This window comes from Albibacterium sp. (assembly GCF_035514885.1).
Taxonomy (GTDB): Bacteria; Bacteroidota; Bacteroidia; order Sphingobacteriales; family Sphingobacteriaceae; genus Albibacterium.
In genome coordinates this window covers 1-21,719 of the sequence record NZ_DATJCH010000013.1, presented here as the reverse complement: position 1 = coordinate 21,719, position 21,719 = coordinate 1, and the positions used below count along the sequence as shown (strand labels likewise).

Genomic DNA, 21,719 nt, shown 5'->3' with positions numbered 1-21,719 from the left:
TCAAATAATCAGGTAGATATCTTATATTGAATTGGTTTAAAATCGTATATTTGGGACTTTTGAAAAACAAGTCAATAATTTTAAAATATGTCGATACAAAAAATCAAAGTAGCAAACCCAGTTGTGGAGCTTGATGGTGACGAGATGACTCGTATCATTTGGAAATTCATTAAAGACAAACTTATTTTATCGTACCTGGATATAGATATCAAATATTTCGATCTGGGAATGGAACACCGTGATGCTACGGATGACCAAGTAACGATAGATGCTGCTAATGCAATTAAAGAACATGGTGTAGGAATTAAATGTGCTACCATTACTCCTGATGAAGCTCGTGTTGAGGAGTTTGGTTTAAAGCAAATGTGGCGTTCTCCCAATGGCACAATCCGTAATATCTTGGATGGAACTGTTTTCCGCGAACCAATTGTTATAAATAATATTCCTCGTCTGGTACCTAACTGGACTGCTCCAATTTGTATTGGACGTCATGCATTCGGAGATCAATACCGCGCTACTGATTTTGTAACCAAAGGCAAGGGTAAATTAACAATGAAATTTGAAGGCGAAGATGGCAATGTTCAAGAATTTGAAGTGTTTAACTTTAAAGGAGATGGAGTTGCTTTGGCTATGTATAATACGGATGAGAGTATATTTGGTTTTGCTCGTGCTTGCTTTAATCAAGCATTGAATAAGAAATGGCCTTTATACCTTTCAACAAAAAATACGATCTTAAAGAAATATGACGGACGTTTTAAAGATATTTTCCAGGAGGTTTATGAAAATGAATTTAAAACGGAGTTTGATGCTGCTGGAATTACCTATGAGCACCGTTTGATTGATGATATGGTTGCTTCTGCCTTGAAATGGCATGGTAATTTTGTTTGGGCTTGTAAGAACTATGATGGTGATGTGCAGTCTGATACTGTTGCTCAAGGTTTTGGATCACTAGGATTAATGACTTCGACTTTAATTACTCCAGATGGTAAAACAATGGAGGCTGAAGCAGCACATGGCACAGTTACACGTCATTACCGCGAACATCAAAAAGGTAATCCTACTTCTACAAATCCAATTGCTTCAATCTTTGCATGGACACGTGGTTTGGCTTTCCGTGGTAAATTAGATGATAATCAAGCGTTGATTGATTTTGCTGATACATTAGAAGCAGTTTGTATTGAAACTGTTGAAAGTGGCAAAATGACAAAAGATTTAGCTGTTTGTATTCATGGAAACAAGGTTTCTAAAGATCAGTATTTAAATACTGAAGATTTCTTAGCAGCAATTGATGAAAACTTAAGAGCCAAATTAAGTAAGTAATTTTATAGCTATATTAAATATAAAAAAGCTTCGGTGTTTTACCGAAGCTTTTTTATTTGACACTAAATTCTATTCTGTTTTTAAAAAAATTGGCTAACTTAAAACCGGATATATTAAAACTAAATTCAAATGAATAAATCTACCTTATTTATTGCCTGTATTGCAAGTTCTTTATTCTTGTTTTCTTGTAAGATGAAGAAAATGGATATTAAGAACCCAGCTGTTATTTCTTATACAGGGCAAACAGGAAATACTACCAAACCGAGTAATGTTACGGAAACCGATCGTGGACTAATGATGACTTTTGCATCGGATGTATTGTTTCCCATTAATTCTTCCTATTTAACTGATGAAGCTAAAACAGCTTTATTAGAATTTGTAGAAGTGGTTAAAGATCATCCAGCTGCTAATATCCAAGTAGACGGACATACGGATGCAACAGGAACTGCTGAATATAATAAATGGTTGTCGGATAAGCGCGCAACCTCTGTAAAGGTATTCTTGGTGTCTGCTGGTATTTCCGAAAGCCGTATAGCTACGCAAGGCTACGGACTAGAGAAACCGGTTGATACGAATAGTACGCCAGAGGGACGTCAGAAAAACCGCAGGGTAGAAATCACTATTTTAAATTAAACATCATTATGTGAATAATTGCATGTGCAAAGATCTATAGACCATTTGCACGTGCAGTTATTTCAGCAATATCTAATACGTCAATTTCTTGTTCTTTATCGAAGTGCTTAACTCCATCGCGTAACATCGTCATGCAGAATGGACAAGAAGAAGCTACTACTTTAGCACCGGTCTCTATTACCTCCTCCATTCTGGCGACATTAATATCTTTCTTACCTCTTTCAGGCTCTTTAAACATTTGTCCACCGCCAGCTCCGCAACATAATCCATTGCTTTTGCAATGTCTCATCTCAGTTAAATCAGCATCTAGGGCTTCCAAAGCTTTTCGAGGAGCTTCATAAACGCCGTTTGCTCTGCCCAAATAGCAAGGGTCGTGATAGGTGATTTTCTTTCCTTTGAAGGATTCTCCACCTTCTCCTTTTAATTTTCCTTCGTCAATTAGGTCTTGTATTAGCTGAGTATGATGGATGATAGTATAGTTGCCGCCTAATGCTGGGTATTCGTTTTTTATAGTGTTGAAGCAATGCGGACATGCGGTAACTATCTTTTTGATTTGATAGCTATCTAGTGTCATAATATTGGTCATTGCCTGCATTTGGAATAGGAATTCGTTGCCAGCACGTTTTGCGGGATCGCCTGTGCAGCTCTCTTCTTTACCCAATATGGCATATTTTAGTCCAACATGATGTAAAATTTTACATAGATCTTTTGTAATTCGCTGCGCACGTTCATCATAACTTCCCATGCAGCCTACCCAGAATAGAATATCTGGAGCTTCACCTTTAGCTGCTAGCTCTGCCATTGTCGGTACGTGAATATCTGTCATTTTTCTTTTGTTTAAGGTAAATTGTTTGGTTCGGGTTATTTACTCCAATTGGCCCGATCTTCTTGAGAGTACTTCCATGGAGCACCGTTGTTTTCAGTATTTGAAAACATAGCATTAATAGGAGCAGGTGCTTGAGATTCTTCCATAACTGCAAATTGTCTAAGTTCCATAATGATCTTTAGTGGATCAATGGTAACCGGACAAGCTTCTACACAAGCATTGCAAGTGGTACAAGCCCAAATCTCTTCTCGGGTAATGTATGTATCAAGGAGAGACTTGTTATCGGGTTCGAATTTTCCATTCTTATCAATATTCTTTCCAACTTCAGCGATGCGATCTCTTGTATCCATCATGATTTTCCGTGGTGAAAGAAGTTTCCCGGTCATGTTTGCCGGACAAACTGATGTGCAGCGACCGCATTCTGTACAAGTATAGGCATCAAGTAAGCTTTTCCAACTTAAATCAACCACATCCTTTGATCCGAAGCGTATAATTTCTTCGCTTGGTTCTGGAGGAGTAAAGCTTGGGTCGAGCATAGCTCTTACTTCAGTTGTTACGCTTTCCATTACTGGGAACTTGCCTTTAGGATCCAGATTTGAAAAATAAGTATTTGGAAAAGCAAGGATGATATGCAGATGTTTTGATACAACTAGATAGTTTAAAAAGACCAAGACTCCAATTATATGGAACCACCAGGCGCTACGTTCTAAAATGATCAATGAATTTATATTATCGGGTAAAATACCTATTAGGGTAGAGCTTACCGGAAAGCTTCCAGCAAGAACATAATGTTCTGAGCCGGATAGCTGTAATTTGTAATCGGCGGCATTCATAAGTAAGAATGCGCTCATCAATAGGATTTCCATGATAAGAATCAGGTTGGCATCTGTTTTTGGCCAAGAGGTCATTTCGACACCGAAGAATCGACGAACATGAATTATGTTTCTACGGATAAGAAATATAATACAACCTAGTAGAACGGATAGAGCGAGCCACTCAAAGGAAGCTATCAAGAAATTGTAAAAGGAACCCAATATGCTAAAAAGTCGGTGAGAACCGAAAAGTCCGTCAATAACGATTTCAAGCATTTCAATATTGATGATTACAAAACCCAGGTAAACGAATAAATGCAGGAGAGCCGGAATAGGTCTTTTAAACATTTTCCTTTGTCCGAATGCTACTAAGAGCATTGTTCTCAAACGTTCAGCTGGTTGGTCGTTGCGACTTTCTTTTCTACCTAGCTTAATGTTGCGAATTATTTTTCGGGCATTGATTGTAAATAAGACGATCGCTCCAATAAATAAAATTGCAAATATGAGTTGACTAATCATATTTCAAATATATGGATTAATGATATATTTGCGTACATATGCAAGAACAATTATCAGAATTACGCCGGAACATTATTTTATTATTTATCCTCTGTGTCGTATTTTTTTCTGCCTGTACCGGTCCTACAAAAGGGAATAGAGACGGCAAAAGACCTCCTTTTTTACCTATTGCCGGGATTGATTTTTATGAGGCACGTCGTTCTTTTGACAATGGTTTGTCATTTGATACCATTGGATTTCAGCAAGAGCCAATTTGGATGCTTCGCTTTATTAATAATGATACGGTTTCAATTTATAGTCCTACACTAAATATGATGGGCGAGTATCCAATCTATTATGATCATGATTCCATCTTTAACTTTGGTACAGAATGGTTTCGGGTAAAAAGCCTGGATAAGGATAGTATGCTTTTTCAACGGCTGAGTGTGAAAGGCTTACGAGTTAAGGAGAGTTTATCAAATGTTTATATGAAGTTCTATTCGGAGAGTTTTATCCGGGATAGTCTGAAAACTACGGTAGAGGAATTAAGAAAGCCTAATCGTGCCGATTCAGTATTTATTCGAAGCAGAGTTGAACGAGCTAATCGAAATCCTTTAATAATAGACAGTGTTTTTTCTGCAAGAGATGGTGTTCAGTTGCGAAGTATTAATCAGAATCTGAGTGTTAGCAGATATGAATATGATCCGGGAGAAGCGATTGGTAAAAGTTTGGCTTACAGGTATCTATATCCGGAATTTGATATTGAAATTAATAAAGCGTATAAGGATTTCTACTATTCGTTTTCAGTATTGGTAGATCAGTATGGGAAAATGAGTGTCGGAAAATTCATTACCAGTCCGGAGTTTGAAGAATCACGAGAGAGAGTTTTACAAGGTATTATTGATGTTTATTTGCAAAATTGGATGGAAATAAAACCTGGTACAACATTAGGTATGCCACATAGTACATTGATTATGTTGCATGTTAAAGGTGTTCAATAATAGTTATAATAAAATCAAAAAGTATGAAAAAGATTATTTACTCTGTTTTATTTTTTCTTCTGTCCACATATGCAGCATTTGCCGCAAAGGTGGATACCGTATCTGTTTTTAGCCCCTCAATGAATCGGGATATAAAGGCTGTAACTATTTTGCCTGCTGATTATGACTCGAAAAAGGAGTTTCCAACAATCTATTTATTGCATGGTTATAGTGGCAACTACAGTGATTGGGTAAACAAAGCTTCGGTAGTTAAAGAATTAGCTGATCAGTATTCACTTATTATTATTTGTCCCGACGGTGGATTTGGTAGTTGGTATTGGGATAGTCCATTAGACCCTGCTTTTAAGTTTGAAACATTTGTCTCAAAAGAATTGGTTAATTGGGCCGATCAAAGTCTTAAGACGCGTAAAGACAGAAAGGGTAGAGCAATTATTGGTTTAAGTATGGGTGGACATGGCGCCTTATACCTTGCTTTTAAACATCAGGATGTTTATGGAGCTGCAGGAAGTACATCAGGTGGTGTTGATATTCGTCCGTTTCCATTAAATTGGGATATGGCAAAACGTTTAGGAAGCTATGCTGAGAATTCCAGCCTTTGGGAAGAAAATACAGTAATTAATTTGACTCACCTGCTTACACCTGGTTCTCTGGAAATCATGATAGATTGTGGTACTTCTGATTTCTTTTACGCAGTAAATGAAGAATTACATGATAAATTGCTATTGAGGAATATTCCTCATACCTATCTTACCAAACCTGGTGCGCATAATTGGGACTACTGGAGAAATTCCATTCTTTATCAGATAGTATTTATGAATGAATACTTTAAAAAAGCTGAAAGCGGTAACTAAATTATCTAATGTAGTCTTCATCTGAATAACCGTCTTCAGATGAAAGGTCCGGGTAATCATTCTTTGCTAGAGTATCCGGGCTTATTTTCTCAATTGTGAATTCCTGTTCCAGTCGTTTTCTTTTTCCTCTTGCTACAAATCCTACAAGAAAGCCCAGTGCAAATAAAACGCCCAGCATGGCTAACTTCGGTATTTGGACGTCGCCGAAGATCCAAAAGGTAACCGTATCTGTATTGTTCATTAGAATAATAGTCACTAAGACCGTTATGATGACAATGAAGATGATTTTAGCACGCATACGGGTTTATTTTAAGCTAAAATAGATATTCTAATACGAATATCGTAAGCTGTATTGAAAAATAAATCGTTTGGGATTATTCTCATTGATGTAAATGGCTTTCACTCCCAGATCAAAATTAGGATAGAGGAATCGGAAAAGATTCATATCAGCCCTGATTTCTGCACCGAAGGTCCTTGGTTGTAGCGAGTTTTTGATTCCAATATCTTCATAATCGGCAAATAGAATTGCTTTTAATCGTTTTATATATGCTATAGAACCTATTTCGAAATCCGGATAGGCAAATGGAAATTTATAATTTAAAAAAAAAGTATTTGTTGGCTGTGTTAGCTGAAGCTGATCGTAGCCACTTACCATTTGTATTACATTGCTGTTAGCCAGAACACCTTCACCATGCTGATAGTTGAAACGAAGCTGACTGGAATGGTTTGATAAAATACCTGGAAAGTAAAGTGCGGATTGTAAAAAGAAGCGAGCTCCGTTAATATTAGAGAAAGGAAAGTTAGTGTATCCAATGGAGATATTTTGTCCCCACCTTGGGGCCAGGTCTAATGCACTGGAGCGTGAATTCTTGCCCAATGAAAGTTGATAGCGCATTGGAAATTCAACCTGTTTAATAAGGATCTTATTAAAAAGTGTATTGTCTAATTGATAGCGATTAGTGTAAGAAGTTGCCACTTGGAATTTGAGAGAGTAGTTTTGATTGAGACGGTTGTAAGAAAACGGTAGTTCGACCTGAAGCTGCGTATAATTTTCTCGCCAGCGAACTGCATATAACTGAGAATCTTCCGGACGACGGATGTTACTTAATTGAGATCTGTTGCTGTAGGCGATTGTAATTTTAGGAAAGTAACGGTTGTATTGTATTTCTGCATGATAGTTTAAGCCATGCTGATCAGGATCGTAATTGGCTCCAATTTTGGCTGCCATTGTATTCATTAAATTATTTGACAATAAAAATAATCCTGGTTTATAATTCTCAAGATCATCATAATTTCCATCATTTATTGATAAACTATGGAAGTTGAACAGATTATTGACCTCTTTATAGGGCGTCTGCGGAATTATCTCTTGATAGGTGCTATCATTTGTTACTTTAAAATGTTTGGCCTCTTGCAGCGGCTTAAAATAGCTAATGAAGGTGTCGTCAATTTCTGAAAGTGATGTTTTGGTTGTTTTTTCTATAGATGTATAGCTGATGATATAATTCCGACCATCATAATTTGAAAAATAAATTTGATTTGTTTTCGGATCGAAGAAAGGGTCATAGGCTCCGTACTTTACATTTGTTAGCTGTGTAATTTCTTTGCTTAGTAGGTTGAGCGAATAAATATTATCTATCCCGTTATAGTGAGCCTGAAATATAATTCTATTATCGATATAAGTAGGTGCAGCGATTTCTTGAATTTGCTTATCGATTAACATTTTGCTGCTTTTGTCTGTCAATGAGAATTCAATAATACCCGTACCTTCTGCTGTTCTGGTAACTGCTAATATCTTATTGTTTTCTTCAAATGATATCGATGATAACATTCTGTTTTGTGGTGAAGCGATACGCAAAGTTTCTTTCCCTGTATTAGCATCCAGAATAACCAAAGAGTTTTTATTGCTTAAATCGATTTCTACTGCTGCAATTTTAGTTGCATCACTATTTAAATCCGGACTAAAAAGCCGGCTCTTTTTGGTTAGCTGAGTATGGGTTTTTGTATTGATGTTATATATATGAATTACAGAGTAGCTTCTGAGTTTAAAACGGCCATCCATTTGCACTTCATCCCAAGTTATTTTATCAAATGCATAGGAGAAATGAGGGTTGCTTTGTTTCCCTGTTTTTATGAGTTCTTTGACGTCTCCATTGGCGTTGATTTTTACAATTGTACTGACCTGTTCAGAGCTTTGTTTTAAGGTCAAAATATTGCCCTGATTATCTATTTGGGGTTTGCTGAAAACTACCGGAAATCTGTTCTTAATTGGCTCAATAGTCGGATAGGTTTTAGGATGTAAATCGGCTTGCTGTTGTTGCCATAAACTGCTTAATTCAGATAAAGTTTGTGCATGCCATTCTTTACTTGTAAAACCAGTTAGTTTTTTTAAAGATTGTGAGAAATTGTATAGACGTAAGGGATTGTCGGCAATTCTGGAAAGCAGATCTTCGGTTATGTTTTCTCCAAAATCTCTTTTTAATTTTGTTGTCAGAAAGTAACCAAGTTGATAATAACCGGGAGTAATATCTTTCATAGAACCCAAGTAGTTTTTTTGATAGCTATACGCTTTCCCTTGAAGAATGTTCGCACGTAAGTTTATTGTCCAAGAAGGAATTCTTCCACGTCCACCATTGCTATAAAGAGTTTCGGTCAGCACTGCATCTCCTTCATAAAACCAGGTAGGTAAAGCAATTCCAAAAAATGCAAAGCCTAGTTCTTCGAAGGGAAAATGAATGTTTCCTGTCAATTTGTCAATCTGTACAACATGACGGTATTCATGTATAGCAAGGTTTTCAACCCAATCTGATGGATCAGATTTTTGGGGAGAGGTTGTATAAAACACAGATTTTCGAGGTGCAAGCTGGACGTATCCATTTCCTTCCACATTCCTGTTCTGTAAAATGATATCTATTTTTCTTGGTTTAATACCAAGTTCAGAGCTTAGGTATTGGATCTTGCTTTTAAGGATATTTGCAGTGTGCTGAGCTTCTTCGTATAGTTCGGTAGGGTAGATCAGGTTAAAATCATGCTCATTGATTTGGTTCCATTTTACACTAGGTGGTGCTTGGTCTGTGTTAATAAGTTGGGCAAAAGTAATATGATAACTAATGCTTAATATAAATGTATATAAAAAGCTGATTAATAATTTGTAATGTAATATTTTCTTAGCTATAAACATCATATGCTAATATATGTAGTATTTGTTAATTTATTTTATTAAGTAATTATATATATGGATTATATAATTAACTGATTATTATATTTTTATAAAATTTAGTATTCTTTGAATTTTAAATATATCAGTAAAGAGTATGGACATATTTATAGCATTTTCTTGATTTTGGTCGCGGTTATTATGTCCGTTCAAAATTGAATCGAATGTACACTAAGTTTTTGTAATCTTCTGAAAGTAGAAGTAATTAAATGCAGGTCTATTAAATTGTTTTTATCCGGAATGGTGATGGTCATCTGCCGAATTAAATGAGTTGAAGTATGAAATCTGTGAAAAGTACTATTGGGTTTTTTGTTCTATGCAATGGATATATAGCAAATGCTTTATAATTTTTTCGTTTGGCTAACCAAAGAAAATTAATACGGTATCTATTTCTGACATTGTTTATTGATATCAAAGAATAGTAGTGAATAACTTGTCTTGCTAAGAATCTGCTATAATGGCAGTGATTTGAATTTCCTTTTCTCGTAAGCTTTTTTGAAATATGGATACAATAAGACAGTCCCTAGAACAATACTAGCACCTACATAAAACCCGATACTCATTTTTTCTTCAGAACCAAAAAATATCAAAGCCAATATGATTCCATAGATGGGCTCTAAATTGGTTGCGAGCGCAACTGTAAAAGCACTCAATTCTTTCATGATAACGATGGCTAATACATAGGCTGTAGCTGTACAAATTGTTCCTAAAATGATTAAATATAATAGGTCGGATTGATGAAGAACAAGACCTCTATCGAAGCGATTGGTGATGAGCATAAATAATGAAATCCAAAAAAAAGCGCCAAGCATTTCATAGAATCCGATCAATGTAGCACTGCCTTTGCTGACCAGATTGGAATTGATAATTGAAAAAATACTTGCGATAAATGCTGCAAGAATTCCCAAAATAATACCGAGAAGATACTTGGTTTCGAAGGCAAATATGAGGTAAATTCCAAAGATGATAGTGAGCCCAGTAATGATGTCTATTTTGGCAATTTTTCGTCTTTTAATGATCGGTTCTAAGAAGGCAGTAAAGAGTGTTACAGAAGATAAGCAGACTAGAGTTACCGACACGGTTGAAACTTTGATAGAGCCAAAGAAAAGAACCCAGTGTAGACCTACTGCGCCACCGGTAAGAGTGTATTGAATGAGCTGTTTTTTAGTTACCCGGATAGGTCTTTTTTTAATCAGGAGATAGGCCAGTAAAGACAGAGCGGCGATTAAAACACGATACCATACAAGATGAAGTGCTGTCGTGTTAATCAATACTCCTAGAATTCCGGTAAACCCCCAAATAAGCACAGTTACATGAAGTAACCATGTGTTTTTGGATATGCCTTTAAACATGTTGGTGTTGTTATTTTGGTGCCTTTATTATTAAATATATTGCTAGAATACCGAAAAGAACGTTTGGTATTAAAACAGCTATTAAAGGGGGGAGTCCACCCTTTAGGGAGAACATATTCGCAAATTGGATAAAAAGAATGTAGGTGAAGCTGAGGGCTATACCGACACCTAGACTTAGACCAATGCCTCCCCGAACTTTTCTGGAGGAAAGCGCAACCCCCATAAGTGTTAATACAAATGCTGAAAAAGGGTATATAAAACGTTTAAACTTTTCTAATTTTAGATTGACCATGTAGCCGGTCCCTCTCATTTTCTCCTTCTCGATGCGTGTATTTAATTCATGTATGTCCATCGCATCAAAGATGTTGTCATAAACTTCAAAGTCTTTCGGACTCATGTCTAAAGTTGTATCCTTTGAGGTCCCTTTAATCATCTCCTCTTTTAGGCTGTCTATATTTCTTATGCTGTAATTGAGGATTGTCCAGTTGTTCTTCACTGAATCCCATGTAATCTGATCTGCAATCAATTTGCTTTTCAGCTCCTGTCCATCAAATATTTCTAAAACAAAGTTATAACCCGTCTTTCGATCATTATCAAAGCTTTCTATAAAAACAAAGCTATTGGGATCGATTTGCATGTGGGTTGAATTCTTGGTGTTGCTATCTTTAGGTTTTACATAGATGTTTTCGAACTCTATTTTCAGCTTATTTGTCTTAGGTATAATATACAGGTTGAAAGCAAAAGTTACGATAAAGATCAGACAGGCTGAAATAAAATAGGGACGTAGAAAGCGGTTAAAACTCATTCCTCCACTTAGGATAGGAACAATTTCTGTTTGATCGGCCATTTTAGCTGTGAAGAATATTACAGCAATAAAATTGATTAAGGGCGATAGAAAATTTAAGTAAAAGGGAATAAAGCCAGCATAATACTCAAAGACGATTTTTGAAAGCGGAGCTTTGTGCTCCAGGAAATCATCTAAACGTTCTGATACGTCAAAAATTACCATAACCACCGTGAAAATAGCCATCGTGAACAGAAAAGTTCCTAGGTATTTCTTAATGATATACTTATCAATTATGGTTAATTTCATGAGGTATCTTTCGCTTTTATATCTTTTGATCTAATACTTTAGTCATTTGGTTCTTCCAGTTATAAAAGGTTCCGGCAGCAATATGATTTCTAGCTTCTTCCATTAACCAAAGGTAGAAATGTAAATTATGTAGACTGGCAATTTGCGCACCAAGTATTTCTTTTGAACGTATTAAGTGTCTTAAATAAGCTTTAGTATATAAACGATCTGAAAATAGGTCGCTACTTTCGTCAATTGGTGAAAAGTCATCTTCCCATTTCTTGTTTTTAATATTAATGATCCCTTCTTTTGTAAAGAGCATTCCATTTCTTGCATTTCTGGTTGGCATTACACAGTCAAACATATCGATTCCCAATGCAATATTCTCAAGCAAATTAACTGGTGTTCCAACACCCATTAAATAACGTGGTTTAGCTTCGGGCAATATATTGCAGACTATCTCTGTCATCGCGTACATTTCTTCGGCTGGCTCTCCTACAGATAGTCCACCAATTGCATTTCCTTCACGGTTAAATGAAGCAATCTTTTCTGCTGACCTCTCTCTTAAATCTTTATAAACTGATCCTTGAACAATGGGAAAGAGACTTTGGTTATAACCATACAAAGGCTCAGTTGCATCGAAACGCTCGCAGCAACGCTTAAGCCAACGATGGGTCATATCCATTGATTTACGGGCATAAGAATAATCGCAGGGGTATGGAGTGCATTCATCAAACGCCATAATGATATCCGCACCAATAATACGCTGGATATCCATTACACGCTCGGGCGTAAAGAGATGCCTTGAGCCATCAATATGAGATTGAAAGGTTACGCCTTCTTCTTTTATTTTTCGTACTTCCGTTAGTGAATAAACCTGAAAGCCTCCACTATCTGTCAATAACGGTTTATTCCAGCTATTAAACTTATGTAAACCTCCCGCCTTTTGAAGGATATCTAAACCCGGTCGGAGGTATAAATGGTATGTATTACCCAAAATTATTTGGGCTTTGACATCGTTTAAAAGTTCACTTTGATGCACCGCCTTCACAGAACCTGCAGTACCAACAGGCATAAATACTGGAGTTTGAATATTGCCGTGGGCAGTTTCTATTTCACCTAAACGAGCTTTGCTATTGGGATCTTTTGCTTTAAGAGTAAACTTCATGAATTAACGATGTCTTATAAGCTTGCAAAAATAACAAAAATTAAAAGGCTTTGCTCATTAATGGTAATACTTACAAGTATTTGTGTTTACATGTTTATCTTTGAGCTTTCTTATTAATTTATCTGATTTTGGATTCATATTTTATTTATATACCTCTTATTGTTTTTGGACTTGCATGGATCCTGCAATTCTGGTATTTGATAATCGTATATAGAAAACTTGCTGTATATAAAATTAAAGAATTGCCCGAAGATGCTTCATATCCTCCTTTGTCGGTTGTTATTTGTGCTAAAAATGAAGAAGAAAATCTTAAACAAAATCTAGAGAGCATACTGAATCAAGACTATCCTGATTTTGAGGTTGTTTTAGTGAATGATTGTTCCTCAGATGATAGCGAATGGGTATTAAAAGACCTAAGTAAGCGATATTCTCATTTAAATGTGGTAACATTAAAGGAAGATGCCCGCTTTAAACATGGTAAGAAATTCGCAGTAACCATCGGTATAAAAGGCGCCAAAAATCAATTAATGGTTTTTACAGATGCAGACTGCAAGCCTCAATCCGATCAATGGCTTAAGCATATGGGGAATTCGTTTGCATCCAATAAGGAGATTGTTTTAGGATATTCACCTTATAATAGATTGCCTGGATTCTTAAATATGTTTATTCGTTTTGAGACTTTTCATACAGCTATAAGTTATCTTTCCTATGCATTAAAACATAATGCATATATGGGAGTTGGAAGAAATATGGCTTATTCTGAAGATCTTTTTTTTAAAGGAAAAGGCTTTGCTTCTCATATGCATATCCCATCAGGCGATGATGATTTGTTTGTAAATCAAAATGCGACTAAACAGAATACTGCTATTTGTATTCATCCGGATGCCCAGGTTTGGAGCGAGCCAAAAACAAGTTATTCTTCTTATTCCTTACAGAAAGCCCGTCACCATGGAGCTTCAAAAGCATATAAAAGTAAGCATAAGTGGATGCTGTCAATGCAAGTATCAAGTGCTGTTATGTTTTATATTGCTTTTATTGCAGGTATGTTCCTGTATCCGGAATTCAGGATCCATTTAGCGGCAGCGTATTTTGTTCGTTTGGCTGTTCAAATGCTGATCTATCGGTCTGCTATGAAAAAACTACAAGTTTTAGATTTATTATTATTCATACCTCTGCTGGATATATTTTTCTACTTTTATACTGCTTTCAACGGCTTCTTCTCACTTTTTAGACGTGAAGTACGTTGGAAATAATCAATTAATATTTTTTATTTTGAAAAAACCTTCTGAATTGATTCATGGATATTTTCCAGATTTAACAGATCTGCAAAAACAACAGTTTGATGCTCTTGATGACTGTTATAGAGATTGGAATTCCCAAATAAATGTGATCTCGAGAAAAGACATCGACAGTTTATATCTTAAACATGTTCTCCATTCTTTAGCAATTGCTAAATACATTGAGTTTAAAGCAGGAGAGCGCGTTTTAGATGTAGGGACGGGAGGTGGATTTCCAGGTATACCTCTTGCTATTTTATTCCCAGAAACTGAATTTGTTCTTGTTGATTCTATTGGTAAGAAAATCAAGGTAGTGAATGAAATCGCAAACTCTATTGGATTGAAGAATGTGAAAGGAATACATGCCCGAGCTGAATCTATAGAGGGAAAATTTAACTTTATTGTTTCCAGGGCAGTAACTCAGTTGAAGGATTTTTATCCATGGGTAAGGAATAAAGTTAAAAAGACATCATTTAATGCTGTTCCTAATGGAATCCTTTATTTAAAAGGAGGAGATTTGGCTCAGGAAATAAAGGAATCGGGTTTGAGACCCGAACTGATACCCATTGCTACTTATTTTTCTGAAGACTTTTTCGAAACTAAATATATTCTTCATATTCCTATCCCTTAAATTATGGCTGTTGATTCCTCGTTGGTTGATGCACTCGCACTTAATTTTATCCCCGGAGTAGGTATTATTACACAGAGGAACCTGGTGAATCACTTCGGATCTCCTAAAGCAGTTATCGAGGCATCTTCCGGAGAATTACAATCAATTAGCGGCGTTGGTAAAAAAATATCAGCAAAGATACTGGCTGAAAAATCAACTGCTTACGAGCGTGCCGAAAGAGAAATTGAATTTGCAGATAAGCATCAGATTAAGATATTGCTGTTTTCCGATGATCAATATCCTCGTCGATTGAAACAATGTGCAGATGCTCCTATGTTAATTTATTATCGGGGTAATGCTAATTTAGATTCAGCACGGATTGTGAGTATTGTTGGTACCAGAAATGCGACTCATTATGGAAGAGACCGTTGTAAAGAATTGGTGGAAACATTAAGCGATATCGATGATGTATTGGTTGTAAGTGGTTTAGCTTATGGTATTGATAGCTACGCTCATAAAATAAGTGTAGAAAACAATCTGCCTACTGTTGGCGTATTAGGGCATGGGCTTGATCAAATTTATCCTTATGCAAACCGAAACCTGGCTGTTAAGATGTTAGAGAACGGAGGTTTGCTATCTGAGTATCCTTCTAATACACGACCAGATCGTCAGAATTTTCCACAACGCAATCGCATCATTGCAGGTATGGCAGATGTAGTTGTTGTTGTCGAGGCTGCCGTTCGTGGGGGAGCGTTAATAACTGCAGAAATTGCCAATAACTATAACCGCGATGTTTGTGCATTTCCTGGGAATGTTGATTTAGAATATTCTGCAGGCTGTAATTTTTTAATAAAAAGCCACCGCGCACATCTTATAACGCGAGCCGAAGATTTAGGCTATTTGATGGATTGGCAAATAAACAGCGAGAAGAAAAGTGCTTCACAATTGCAATTAGCCATTTCTTTATCTAATACTGAGAAGACCATCTATAATCTTATTCGCGAAAAGGAGTCTTTAAGTATTGATGAAATAGCTCAATTAGCAGGGGAAAAGCAGAGTAAGTTGGCAATTATTCTTTTAGAACTTGAAATGAAAGGGTTGATTATCACCATGCCCGGAAAAATCTATCGGCCTTTCAGTATCGGAAGCTCGTTATAATAGCTGCGATTAGGTGCTTGCTTCCCACTTTATTTCTCCTGACCCGGCACTTATCATATTCCACTCTGTTGCAAATCTAATATGGATGATTCCAGCAGTAGGAATATTCGCAATATAAGTGTCACTTAAGTATATTGCAAATTCAGTGATTCCTGGATTATGGCCGAAGAGAGCTACCTGATTATATTGTTCGGGAAGATAGTTGATGATAGAAAGTAACATCGGGATACTGGCCTCATAAATCATATTTTCAGGTTGAATTTGATGGGCAGGTATTTGAAGGCCATCAGCGAAAATGGTAGCAGTACTTAAGGCTCGTTTCGCGGGACTACTGATTAATAATTCAGGTTGTAATGAGTAATGTGCTAGTTTACCACTCATTTTTTCAGCCTCCATATAGCCTTTTTCATTTAAAGGGCGGTCAAAATCTTTTACTCCTGAAGGGTGGCTCGATTCTGCGTGTCGTATTAAAAAAAGATCTTTGATCATTGTATTTCCTTTAGCTATATCCTGCTTCCAAAACCATGCCTGAATTGTTTATAAAATTGTGTTTTGTATATTTGATCTGTTAATTTAAAGAATGATTGTATCCGACTTAGTAAGTGTAGTTATACCTTGTTATAATCAAGCTGTATTTATTGAAGAGACTGTTAATTCTGTATTGGATTCAAGCTACCCTAATATAGAGATTATATTAGTTAATGACGGTTCTATTGATAATACAGAAGAAGTGTGTAAGCGCTTATCCCGTCAATATGAGAATGTGTTTTACTATTCTCAAGCTAATCAGGGACCATCAATAGCAAGGAATCATGGTATAAGAAAAGCAAAGGGAGTTTTTATTCTTCCTTTAGATTCAGATGATATTATTTCCAGTGATTATATTTCTGAAGCAATTAAGGCCTTTAAGTCTGATCCTGAGGTGAAGGTTGTCTATTGTGAAGCAGAGAAGTTTGGTGAAAAGGAAGGGAAGTGGAAGTTGAAACCCTTTAGTTTAAAAAGATTGGCACTTGATAACATGATATTTGTAAGTGCTTTATACAAGAAAAAGGACTGGGAAGCATGCGGCGGTTACTCTGAAGATATGGTGTGGGGGAGGGAAGATTGGGAGTTTTGGATAACAATGTTGAAGAACGGGGGAAAGGTGGTTAAGCTACCAATCACCGGATTTTATTATCGGATCAGAACAAATTCGAGACGTAAAGGAATGACAAAAGAGAGAAAAGAGAAGATTATTGAGTATATTAACAGAAAGCACAGAGAATTTATTTATGGGCAATTAAATGGCCCATTAAGATTTCAGCGAACTCATTCCAGAAAGTATAATACTCTTTTAAAGATGCTAGGATTATTGAAATAGCATCATTCTATTGACTTATCTTCTTTTACATTAATGAATACCGATAGAAAGCTTTATGCACTATATTTGTGCTAAAACAGGCTAAAAAGCACAGACATAGCACATGAATAGTTCTTTAACAGCTCTGATTGTTAAAGCAAGGTTATATTTTATCCCGGCCTTTTATAAGTTTTAAAAAATAGTATTTTATTGGATTGGTGTATTTAAGCTTTTTCCATGGTCGGCTACCATGCGGTAAATGGAGCACTGGTGTATCCAATAAGATATAGTTTTTAAAATCCAATTCTAAAGCTTTTGTAGAAAGAAAGGTATCATACCAATCTTTGGATTCATCTAAGCTTGAGAAGCTATAGGACTTAAGAAAATCAAGTGTTAATAATGTGCAACAGAAACTTAGGCTTCTTTTGGTTTCAATAATTGCTCTTTTTTCACCTTTGAATTTTAAATAGGGGAAATTAATATCACCCGATTCATCCGTTGTTATTGCTCCGATTAATCCGGATTGTAGGTGAATTTTTTCGAAATCGAGCATTTTTTCGAACGTGTCTTCGTTGATTTTTACGTCAGATTCTACTACAATGAATGGAACATTATGTTCGAGAGCTTTTGCTTGGGCATCTTGTAATACCAACTTATAATTTGGGGACGGGTTGTTTGTGATATCTTCCAAATTAATTAACTCGAAGTTATATTCTTTTTTGCTCTCTTCTAATGTTCTTTTAGTTTCTTCATTGCTGAAATCATTGTAGACGATGTGGCGTATTGTTGATCGGCAATGAGCAATAGTTTTAATTGTATCAAGCGTAGTGTTAATTGAGTTTTTAACAGGCGTTACAATAATGGCTTCGAGCTTATTTTCTGTCATAAATACAAATTTAGTATTTATATTTATTAATACGGGTGTAGGATTTTGCTAGTACAGAAGGTTAAGAGCTGAGTTTTTTAATGCCATTTAAACAGATGTACGTTTTAGCGTTTTGTTTCTGTTTTAATGTACGTAGATTTTCTTCTTGAGAAGACCAATTCTCTTTATGATATAGATGATACTGAACTGCAAAATGTTTGATTGAGATTATTTTATATCCTAAGCCTTCAAAACGCCAAACCAAATCATGATCCTCTCCAATTGCAGGTTTAACATAGTCTTCGTCGAAACCATTAATGGCCATGATCGTAGTTTTATAACATGAAAAATTACAACCTTTAATACTACTGATGCCGAGAGTTTGAATAAGAATTTTTGTAAGAAAATTGAGAGGAACATATATAGCCTCCTCGTAAAATGTTGCATCTTTTATGCATTCCTTAGCTTCCGATATAATCTTTTTTTGAAATTCTGGCAAACTAGTATTTAATATTTTTTCGCTATAACAAGGTCCTAATTTTACTCTTTTACCTGCTAATATATGTCTGGTATTGGAGAGTAACAAGTGGTTTTGGATAAATTTAGAGTGAAGCACGCAGTCCCCGTCAATGAAGATTAGGTATTCGTGTTTTGCTTTCATAATAGCATTATTCAATGCTTTATTCTTTTGCCAGCCGATGTCTTCCTGGCTAAGGTGTACCAGAGGGATATCAATGGAATAATTATCTAAGAAAAGTTTCATTTCCGAACTGTTTCCATCTTCGGAAATAATAATTTCATCAGGGAGATGTGACTGATACTGAAGGTTATCTAAAATTGCTTTTAAATCTCTTGTATTTTTGTAAACGGAAATGATCAAGCTTGTTTTAAGTTGTTCCATGGGTTTAGAACCTTAATTTCTTCTTCTTTGTTTAAGCTGCTTTTCAAGTTCTTCCAGGGAAAGGCAGTTTAAGCAGTTCTCCGCAGAGAGGCCACCTTTTCTTGCTACTAACTGTCCGTATTTTAAATAATCAAGTTCTGAGCTATGGTGAGCATCGGGATTGATTGATAACGTAATTCCTTTTTCAAGGCAATAGGGTACCCAGCGCCAGTCAATGTCAAGACGCAAAGGGTTAGCATTAATTTCAATGATAACGTTGTTTGCTGCGCAGGCATCAATCACTTTCTTATGATCTATCGGATAGCCTCTCCGAACCAAAAGCTGCCGACCAGTGGGATGACCGAGAATAGTAGTATATGGATTTTCGATTGCTTTAATTAATCGGTTAGTAGCTTTTTTCTCATCCATGGAAAGTTGTGAATGGATGGATGCAACAACGAAATCAAACTCTGCGAGAATCTCATCCGGATAATCTAAAGAGCCATTCGAAAGTATGTCTGATTCAATACCCTTAAGTATTTTGAAAGGCGCAAGCTTTTGGTTTAAGGAGTCAATCTCTTTCCACTGTGCCTTAATCCGATCAATACTTAGTCCGTTGGCATATACAGCTGTTTTGGAATGATCTGATATGCCAAAGTATTCTAATTTGAGGACATCTCTACAATAAAGAGCCATATCTTCAATAGAAAATACGCCGTCGCTCCATAAGCTATGATTATGTATGCTACCTTTAAAATCACTGTATTCAATCAGCTTAGGAATATTGTTTTTAGAAGCTAGTTCTATTTCATTAAATCCTTCACGTAATTCTGGTGGAATGAAGCTTAGGCCTGCTCTTTTATAGATAGCTTCTTCACTTCCCAATGCTGGTATTTCAGCATCTAGTCTATCCTTTAATTCCTTTAAATGAGTCGCGTTACCAGTCGTTTCAATTAAGCGTGCGTAAAAATTGTCTTTATTACAGAAATGAAAGATAGCGCTGATCCCACTTTGGTGTGTGCCATGTAGTTGGCCGTCAATTTCTTTTATATTCGAAATAATATTTGATTGATTAGCCCACTCAACTAATTCATTTTTGGTGGTAACCGTAAGAATGTCAATAGTTTCAAGTATTTCACAACACCGGCGGAAAGGACCTGTAAATGAAATTAGATTTTCCTCATTAAAGTGTTTTATCAAACTATTTAAAATATCGTTCGCAAAGAGCTCGACATCGGCATAGCGGAATTTACCTTGGTTCTCCATTGAGAATTCAATGATGGATTTTAATTCATCTTGGGTTTTCTGTCCGAAACCTTTAAGTTTTGAAATTTTATCATCTTTGCAGGCGTACCATAACTCGCCCAGGTTATCAATTCCTAATTCCTGCCAAATAACAGCTAGTTTTTTTGGACCAATTCCCTTTATTTTCAATAGGCTTATAATTCCCGGAGGGGTTTGCTGAATGATGTCGTCAAGTTCTTTGATGCTTCCATTATCTAATAGCTCTTTTATTTTTACGGCCGAACTTTTACCAATTCCTGGTACATTGCTTAATTCCTCATGCGTTTTTGATTTAATTTCAAAAGGGAGCTTTCTGATTTTATCGGCCACGGTAGCAATGGCTCTTATTTTAAAGTTATTTTCACCATGAAATTCCAGTAATTGTGAAAGTAGTTTGAATTCACGAGCAATTGCTTTGTTCTTCATAGTAAATTATTTAATGTCGATAGTATAAGGGATCCTTGCCTGGATACCACTTTGTTGCATAGTTTCCTTAACCTGTTGGTAAACTGGAAATGCAAGACCCATTTCTTGTTTTGTGAACCAAAGGCTTATTTGGCGACTGGATGTATTAAATAGGGCCTTCAATGGGTCATTTTGAGAAGGGTAGCTCACTAAGCTATAGTCTTGTATATTGGCCTTTTTAGCTGCAGACTTAATAGCATCGTTTATACCACCAATACGATCAACCAATCCTAATTCGATAGCTTGCGTTCCTGTCCATACCCGACCTTGTCCGATACTGTCGATGTAGCTTCTTTCTTTCTTGCGTCCATCGGCAACATTCTGTGTAAATGTATAATAGATTTTATTTACATTTTGTTGAATGATTGATTCTTCCTGAGCTGTTAAAGGGCGATCGAATGCTCCCAAATCTGCAAATTCTGCTGTTTTAACCATATCAAAAGTAATTCCTAGTTTATCATTAAAGAATCGTTGAAAGTTTGGTATTATTCCAAATACTCCGATGGAACCTGTAATTGTATTGGGTTGGGCAAAAATAGAATCAGCAGCAGCAGAGATATAGTATCCGCCCGATGCAGCCAAGTCTCCCATGGAAACAATGATTGGCTTTACAGCTTTGGTTAACACTACTTCGCGCCAAATGACATCAGATGCAAGAGCACTTCCTCCAGGCGAGTTAACACGTAATACAACGGCTTTCACCTTTTCGTCTTCTCTTGCAGTACGTATTGCTTTAGAGATTCTCTCAGAACCGATTTGCTCATCGCTACCCTCTCCTGAAACGATTTCACCAACAGCATATACTACAGCAATTCTGTCCTTTGAGTTTTTTGGTATGCTTTGATCTTCTACCTTGTAATCTTCAATAGAAACTGACTTAATTTTAGCATCCTCTCCGATTTTTAGTCTTGATTTTAATTCCGCTAATACTTCATCTTTGTATTTGGTCGCATCTATCAATCCGTAGGTTACTGCATCTTTAGCATCCTGTATCTTTAACTTATCTGCAATAGTAAATAATGAGTCGGCAGGTATTTTGCGACTTAGAGAAATTTCGTCTAAATAATGTGAGTAGATGGAGCCTAAGAAGG

General features: G+C 36.1%; 20 protein-coding genes. 8 read left to right on the top strand and 12 right to left on the bottom strand.

Annotation, left to right across the window (positions count from 1 at the left end; all coding sequences use genetic code 11):
- Nucleotides 1-93: 93 nt before the first annotated feature.
- Nucleotides 94-1,320 carry an NADP-dependent isocitrate dehydrogenase gene (locus VL047_RS07875; protein WP_349255176.1) on the top strand — a complete coding sequence of 409 codons (1,227 nt, stop codon included), beginning with the start codon at nt 94-96 and terminating at the stop codon, nt 1,318-1,320.
- Nucleotides 1,321-1,449: 129 nt separating this feature from the next.
- Entirely contained in the window at nt 1,450-1,953 is a 504-nt protein-coding gene (locus VL047_RS07870; protein ID WP_325359574.1) for an OmpA family protein, read from the top strand.
- A 34-nt stretch (nt 1,954-1,987) separates the two neighbouring features.
- On the opposite strand, the gene VL047_RS07865 is transcribed toward VL047_RS07870, so the two are convergent.
- Together VL047_RS07865 and VL047_RS07860 are read right to left on the bottom strand one after the other, a co-directional pair.
- Nucleotides 1,988-2,779, bottom strand: coding sequence for a (Fe-S)-binding protein (locus VL047_RS07865; protein WP_325359573.1), 792 nt, complete (start codon nt 2,777-2,779; stop codon nt 1,988-1,990).
- A 35-nt stretch (nt 2,780-2,814) separates the two neighbouring features.
- Nucleotides 2,815-4,110, bottom strand: coding sequence for a (Fe-S)-binding protein (locus tag VL047_RS07860; protein ID WP_325359572.1), 1,296 nt, complete (start codon nt 4,108-4,110; stop codon nt 2,815-2,817).
- Between the two features lie 38 nt (nt 4,111-4,148).
- Between VL047_RS07860 and VL047_RS07855 the strand changes: the two genes are divergently transcribed.
- Both VL047_RS07855 and VL047_RS07850 read left to right on the top strand, forming a co-directional pair.
- Nucleotides 4,149-5,090: a hypothetical protein gene (locus VL047_RS07855; protein ID WP_325359571.1), complete on the top strand. Its 942-nt coding sequence runs from the start codon at nt 4,149-4,151 to the stop codon at nt 5,088-5,090.
- A gap of 23 nt (nt 5,091-5,113) precedes the next feature.
- Entirely contained in the window at nt 5,114-5,941 is an 828-nt protein-coding gene (locus VL047_RS07850) for an alpha/beta hydrolase family protein (protein WP_325359570.1), read from the top strand.
- Between the two features lies 1 nt (nt 5,942).
- Here VL047_RS07850 and VL047_RS07845 read toward each other — a convergent pair whose 3' ends face one another.
- The 5 genes from VL047_RS07845 to tgt all read right to left on the bottom strand — a co-directional run bounded on the left by VL047_RS07845 (nt 5,943) and on the right by tgt (nt 12,750).
- A complete protein-coding gene (locus tag VL047_RS07845) occupies nt 5,943-6,239 on the bottom strand; it encodes a hypothetical protein (RefSeq protein ID WP_325359569.1) in 297 nt (98 codons plus the stop codon).
- A 30-nt stretch (nt 6,240-6,269) separates the two neighbouring features.
- On the bottom strand, nt 6,270-9,125 hold the full coding sequence (locus tag VL047_RS07840; protein WP_325359568.1) for a hypothetical protein: 2,856 nt from the start codon (nt 9,123-9,125) through the stop codon (nt 6,270-6,272).
- A 485-nt stretch (nt 9,126-9,610) separates the two neighbouring features.
- The gene (locus VL047_RS07835; RefSeq protein WP_325359567.1) at nt 9,611-10,510 is read right to left on the bottom strand and encodes a DMT family transporter; all 900 of its coding nucleotides are present in this window, start codon (nt 10,508-10,510) and stop codon (nt 9,611-9,613) included.
- A 10-nt stretch (nt 10,511-10,520) separates the two neighbouring features.
- A complete protein-coding gene (locus VL047_RS07830) occupies nt 10,521-11,603 on the bottom strand; it encodes an LptF/LptG family permease (RefSeq protein ID WP_325359566.1) in 1,083 nt (360 codons plus the stop codon).
- A gap of 16 nt (nt 11,604-11,619) precedes the next feature.
- Nucleotides 11,620-12,750, bottom strand: coding sequence for a tRNA guanosine(34) transglycosylase Tgt (gene tgt / locus VL047_RS07825; protein WP_325359565.1), 1,131 nt, complete (start codon nt 12,748-12,750; stop codon nt 11,620-11,622).
- A gap of 128 nt (nt 12,751-12,878) precedes the next feature.
- On the opposite strand from tgt, the gene VL047_RS07820 reads away from it, so the two are divergent.
- From VL047_RS07820 to dprA, 3 genes are read left to right on the top strand one after another with little or no spacing between them, the layout of a single operon-like run.
- Nucleotides 12,879-14,003 carry a glycosyltransferase gene (locus VL047_RS07820; RefSeq protein WP_325359564.1) on the top strand — a complete coding sequence of 375 codons (1,125 nt, stop codon included), beginning with the start codon at nt 12,879-12,881 and terminating at the stop codon, nt 14,001-14,003.
- Between the two features lie 19 nt (nt 14,004-14,022).
- A complete protein-coding gene (gene rsmG / locus VL047_RS07815) occupies nt 14,023-14,658 on the top strand; it encodes a 16S rRNA (guanine(527)-N(7))-methyltransferase RsmG (RefSeq protein WP_325359563.1) in 636 nt (211 codons plus the stop codon).
- A 3-nt stretch (nt 14,659-14,661) separates the two neighbouring features.
- Nucleotides 14,662-15,795 (top strand): DNA-processing protein DprA, encoded by a 1,134-nt coding sequence (dprA, locus tag VL047_RS07810; protein ID WP_325359562.1) that lies wholly within the window; start codon nt 14,662-14,664, stop codon nt 15,793-15,795.
- A 9-nt stretch (nt 15,796-15,804) separates the two neighbouring features.
- Here the strand turns inward: dprA and VL047_RS07805 are convergent, their stop codons facing one another.
- A complete protein-coding gene (locus VL047_RS07805) occupies nt 15,805-16,284 on the bottom strand; it encodes a SixA phosphatase family protein (RefSeq protein ID WP_325359561.1) in 480 nt (159 codons plus the stop codon).
- 91 nt (nt 16,285-16,375) lie between these two features.
- Between VL047_RS07805 and VL047_RS07800 the strand changes: the two genes are divergently transcribed.
- Nucleotides 16,376-17,155, top strand: a complete 780-nt coding sequence (locus tag VL047_RS07800; RefSeq protein WP_325359560.1) for a glycosyltransferase family A protein — start codon at nt 16,376-16,378, stop codon at nt 17,153-17,155.
- Nucleotides 17,156-17,297: 142 nt separating this feature from the next.
- Here VL047_RS07800 and VL047_RS07795 read toward each other — a convergent pair whose 3' ends face one another.
- The 4 genes from VL047_RS07795 to sppA form a co-directional block, all read right to left on the bottom strand.
- A complete protein-coding gene (locus VL047_RS07795; RefSeq protein WP_325359559.1) occupies nt 17,298-18,020 on the bottom strand; it encodes a hypothetical protein in 723 nt (240 codons plus the stop codon).
- A gap of 61 nt (nt 18,021-18,081) precedes the next feature.
- A complete protein-coding gene (locus VL047_RS07790; protein ID WP_325359558.1) occupies nt 18,082-18,900 on the bottom strand; it encodes a glycosyltransferase in 819 nt (272 codons plus the stop codon).
- A gap of 12 nt (nt 18,901-18,912) precedes the next feature.
- Entirely contained in the window at nt 18,913-20,589 is a 1,677-nt protein-coding gene (locus VL047_RS07785; RefSeq protein ID WP_325359557.1) for a helix-hairpin-helix domain-containing protein, read from the bottom strand.
- Between the two features lie 6 nt (nt 20,590-20,595).
- A partial coding sequence (sppA, locus tag VL047_RS07780; RefSeq protein ID WP_325359556.1) for a signal peptide peptidase SppA occupies nt 20,596-21,719 on the bottom strand: 1,124 nt, incomplete at its 5' end.

What these genes read in the sequence shown, in the direction of transcription:
- VL047_RS07870 (WP_325359574.1), top strand. Translation starts at nt 1,450, where the DNA reads ATGAATAAATCTACCTTATTTATTGCCTGTATTGCAAGTTCTTTATTC.
- VL047_RS07865 (WP_325359573.1), bottom strand. Translation starts at nt 2,779, where the DNA reads ATGACAGATATTCACGTACCGACAATGGCAGAGCTAGCAGCTAAAGGT.
- VL047_RS07860 (WP_325359572.1), bottom strand. Translation starts at nt 4,110, where the DNA reads ATGATTAGTCAACTCATATTTGCAATTTTATTTATTGGAGCGATCGTC.
- VL047_RS07855 (WP_325359571.1), top strand. Translation starts at nt 4,149, where the DNA reads ATGCAAGAACAATTATCAGAATTACGCCGGAACATTATTTTATTATTT.
- VL047_RS07850 (WP_325359570.1), top strand. Translation starts at nt 5,114, where the DNA reads ATGAAAAAGATTATTTACTCTGTTTTATTTTTTCTTCTGTCCACATAT.
- VL047_RS07845 (WP_325359569.1), bottom strand. Translation starts at nt 6,239, where the DNA reads ATGCGTGCTAAAATCATCTTCATTGTCATCATAACGGTCTTAGTGACT.
- VL047_RS07840 (WP_325359568.1), bottom strand. Translation starts at nt 9,125, where the DNA reads ATGATGTTTATAGCTAAGAAAATATTACATTACAAATTATTAATCAGC.
- VL047_RS07835 (WP_325359567.1), bottom strand. Translation starts at nt 10,510, where the DNA reads ATGTTTAAAGGCATATCCAAAAACACATGGTTACTTCATGTAACTGTG.
- VL047_RS07830 (WP_325359566.1), bottom strand. Translation starts at nt 11,603, where the DNA reads ATGAAATTAACCATAATTGATAAGTATATCATTAAGAAATACCTAGGA.
- tgt (WP_325359565.1), bottom strand. Translation starts at nt 12,750, where the DNA reads ATGAAGTTTACTCTTAAAGCAAAAGATCCCAATAGCAAAGCTCGTTTA.
- dprA (WP_325359562.1), top strand. Translation starts at nt 14,662, where the DNA reads ATGGCTGTTGATTCCTCGTTGGTTGATGCACTCGCACTTAATTTTATC.
- VL047_RS07805 (WP_325359561.1), bottom strand. Translation starts at nt 16,284, where the DNA reads ATGATCAAAGATCTTTTTTTAATACGACACGCAGAATCGAGCCACCCT.
- VL047_RS07800 (WP_325359560.1), top strand. Translation starts at nt 16,376, where the DNA reads ATGATTGTATCCGACTTAGTAAGTGTAGTTATACCTTGTTATAATCAA.
- VL047_RS07795 (WP_325359559.1), bottom strand. Translation starts at nt 18,020, where the DNA reads ATGACAGAAAATAAGCTCGAAGCCATTATTGTAACGCCTGTTAAAAAC.
- VL047_RS07790 (WP_325359558.1), bottom strand. Translation starts at nt 18,900, where the DNA reads ATGGAACAACTTAAAACAAGCTTGATCATTTCCGTTTACAAAAATACA.
- VL047_RS07785 (WP_325359557.1), bottom strand. Translation starts at nt 20,589, where the DNA reads ATGAAGAACAAAGCAATTGCTCGTGAATTCAAACTACTTTCACAATTA.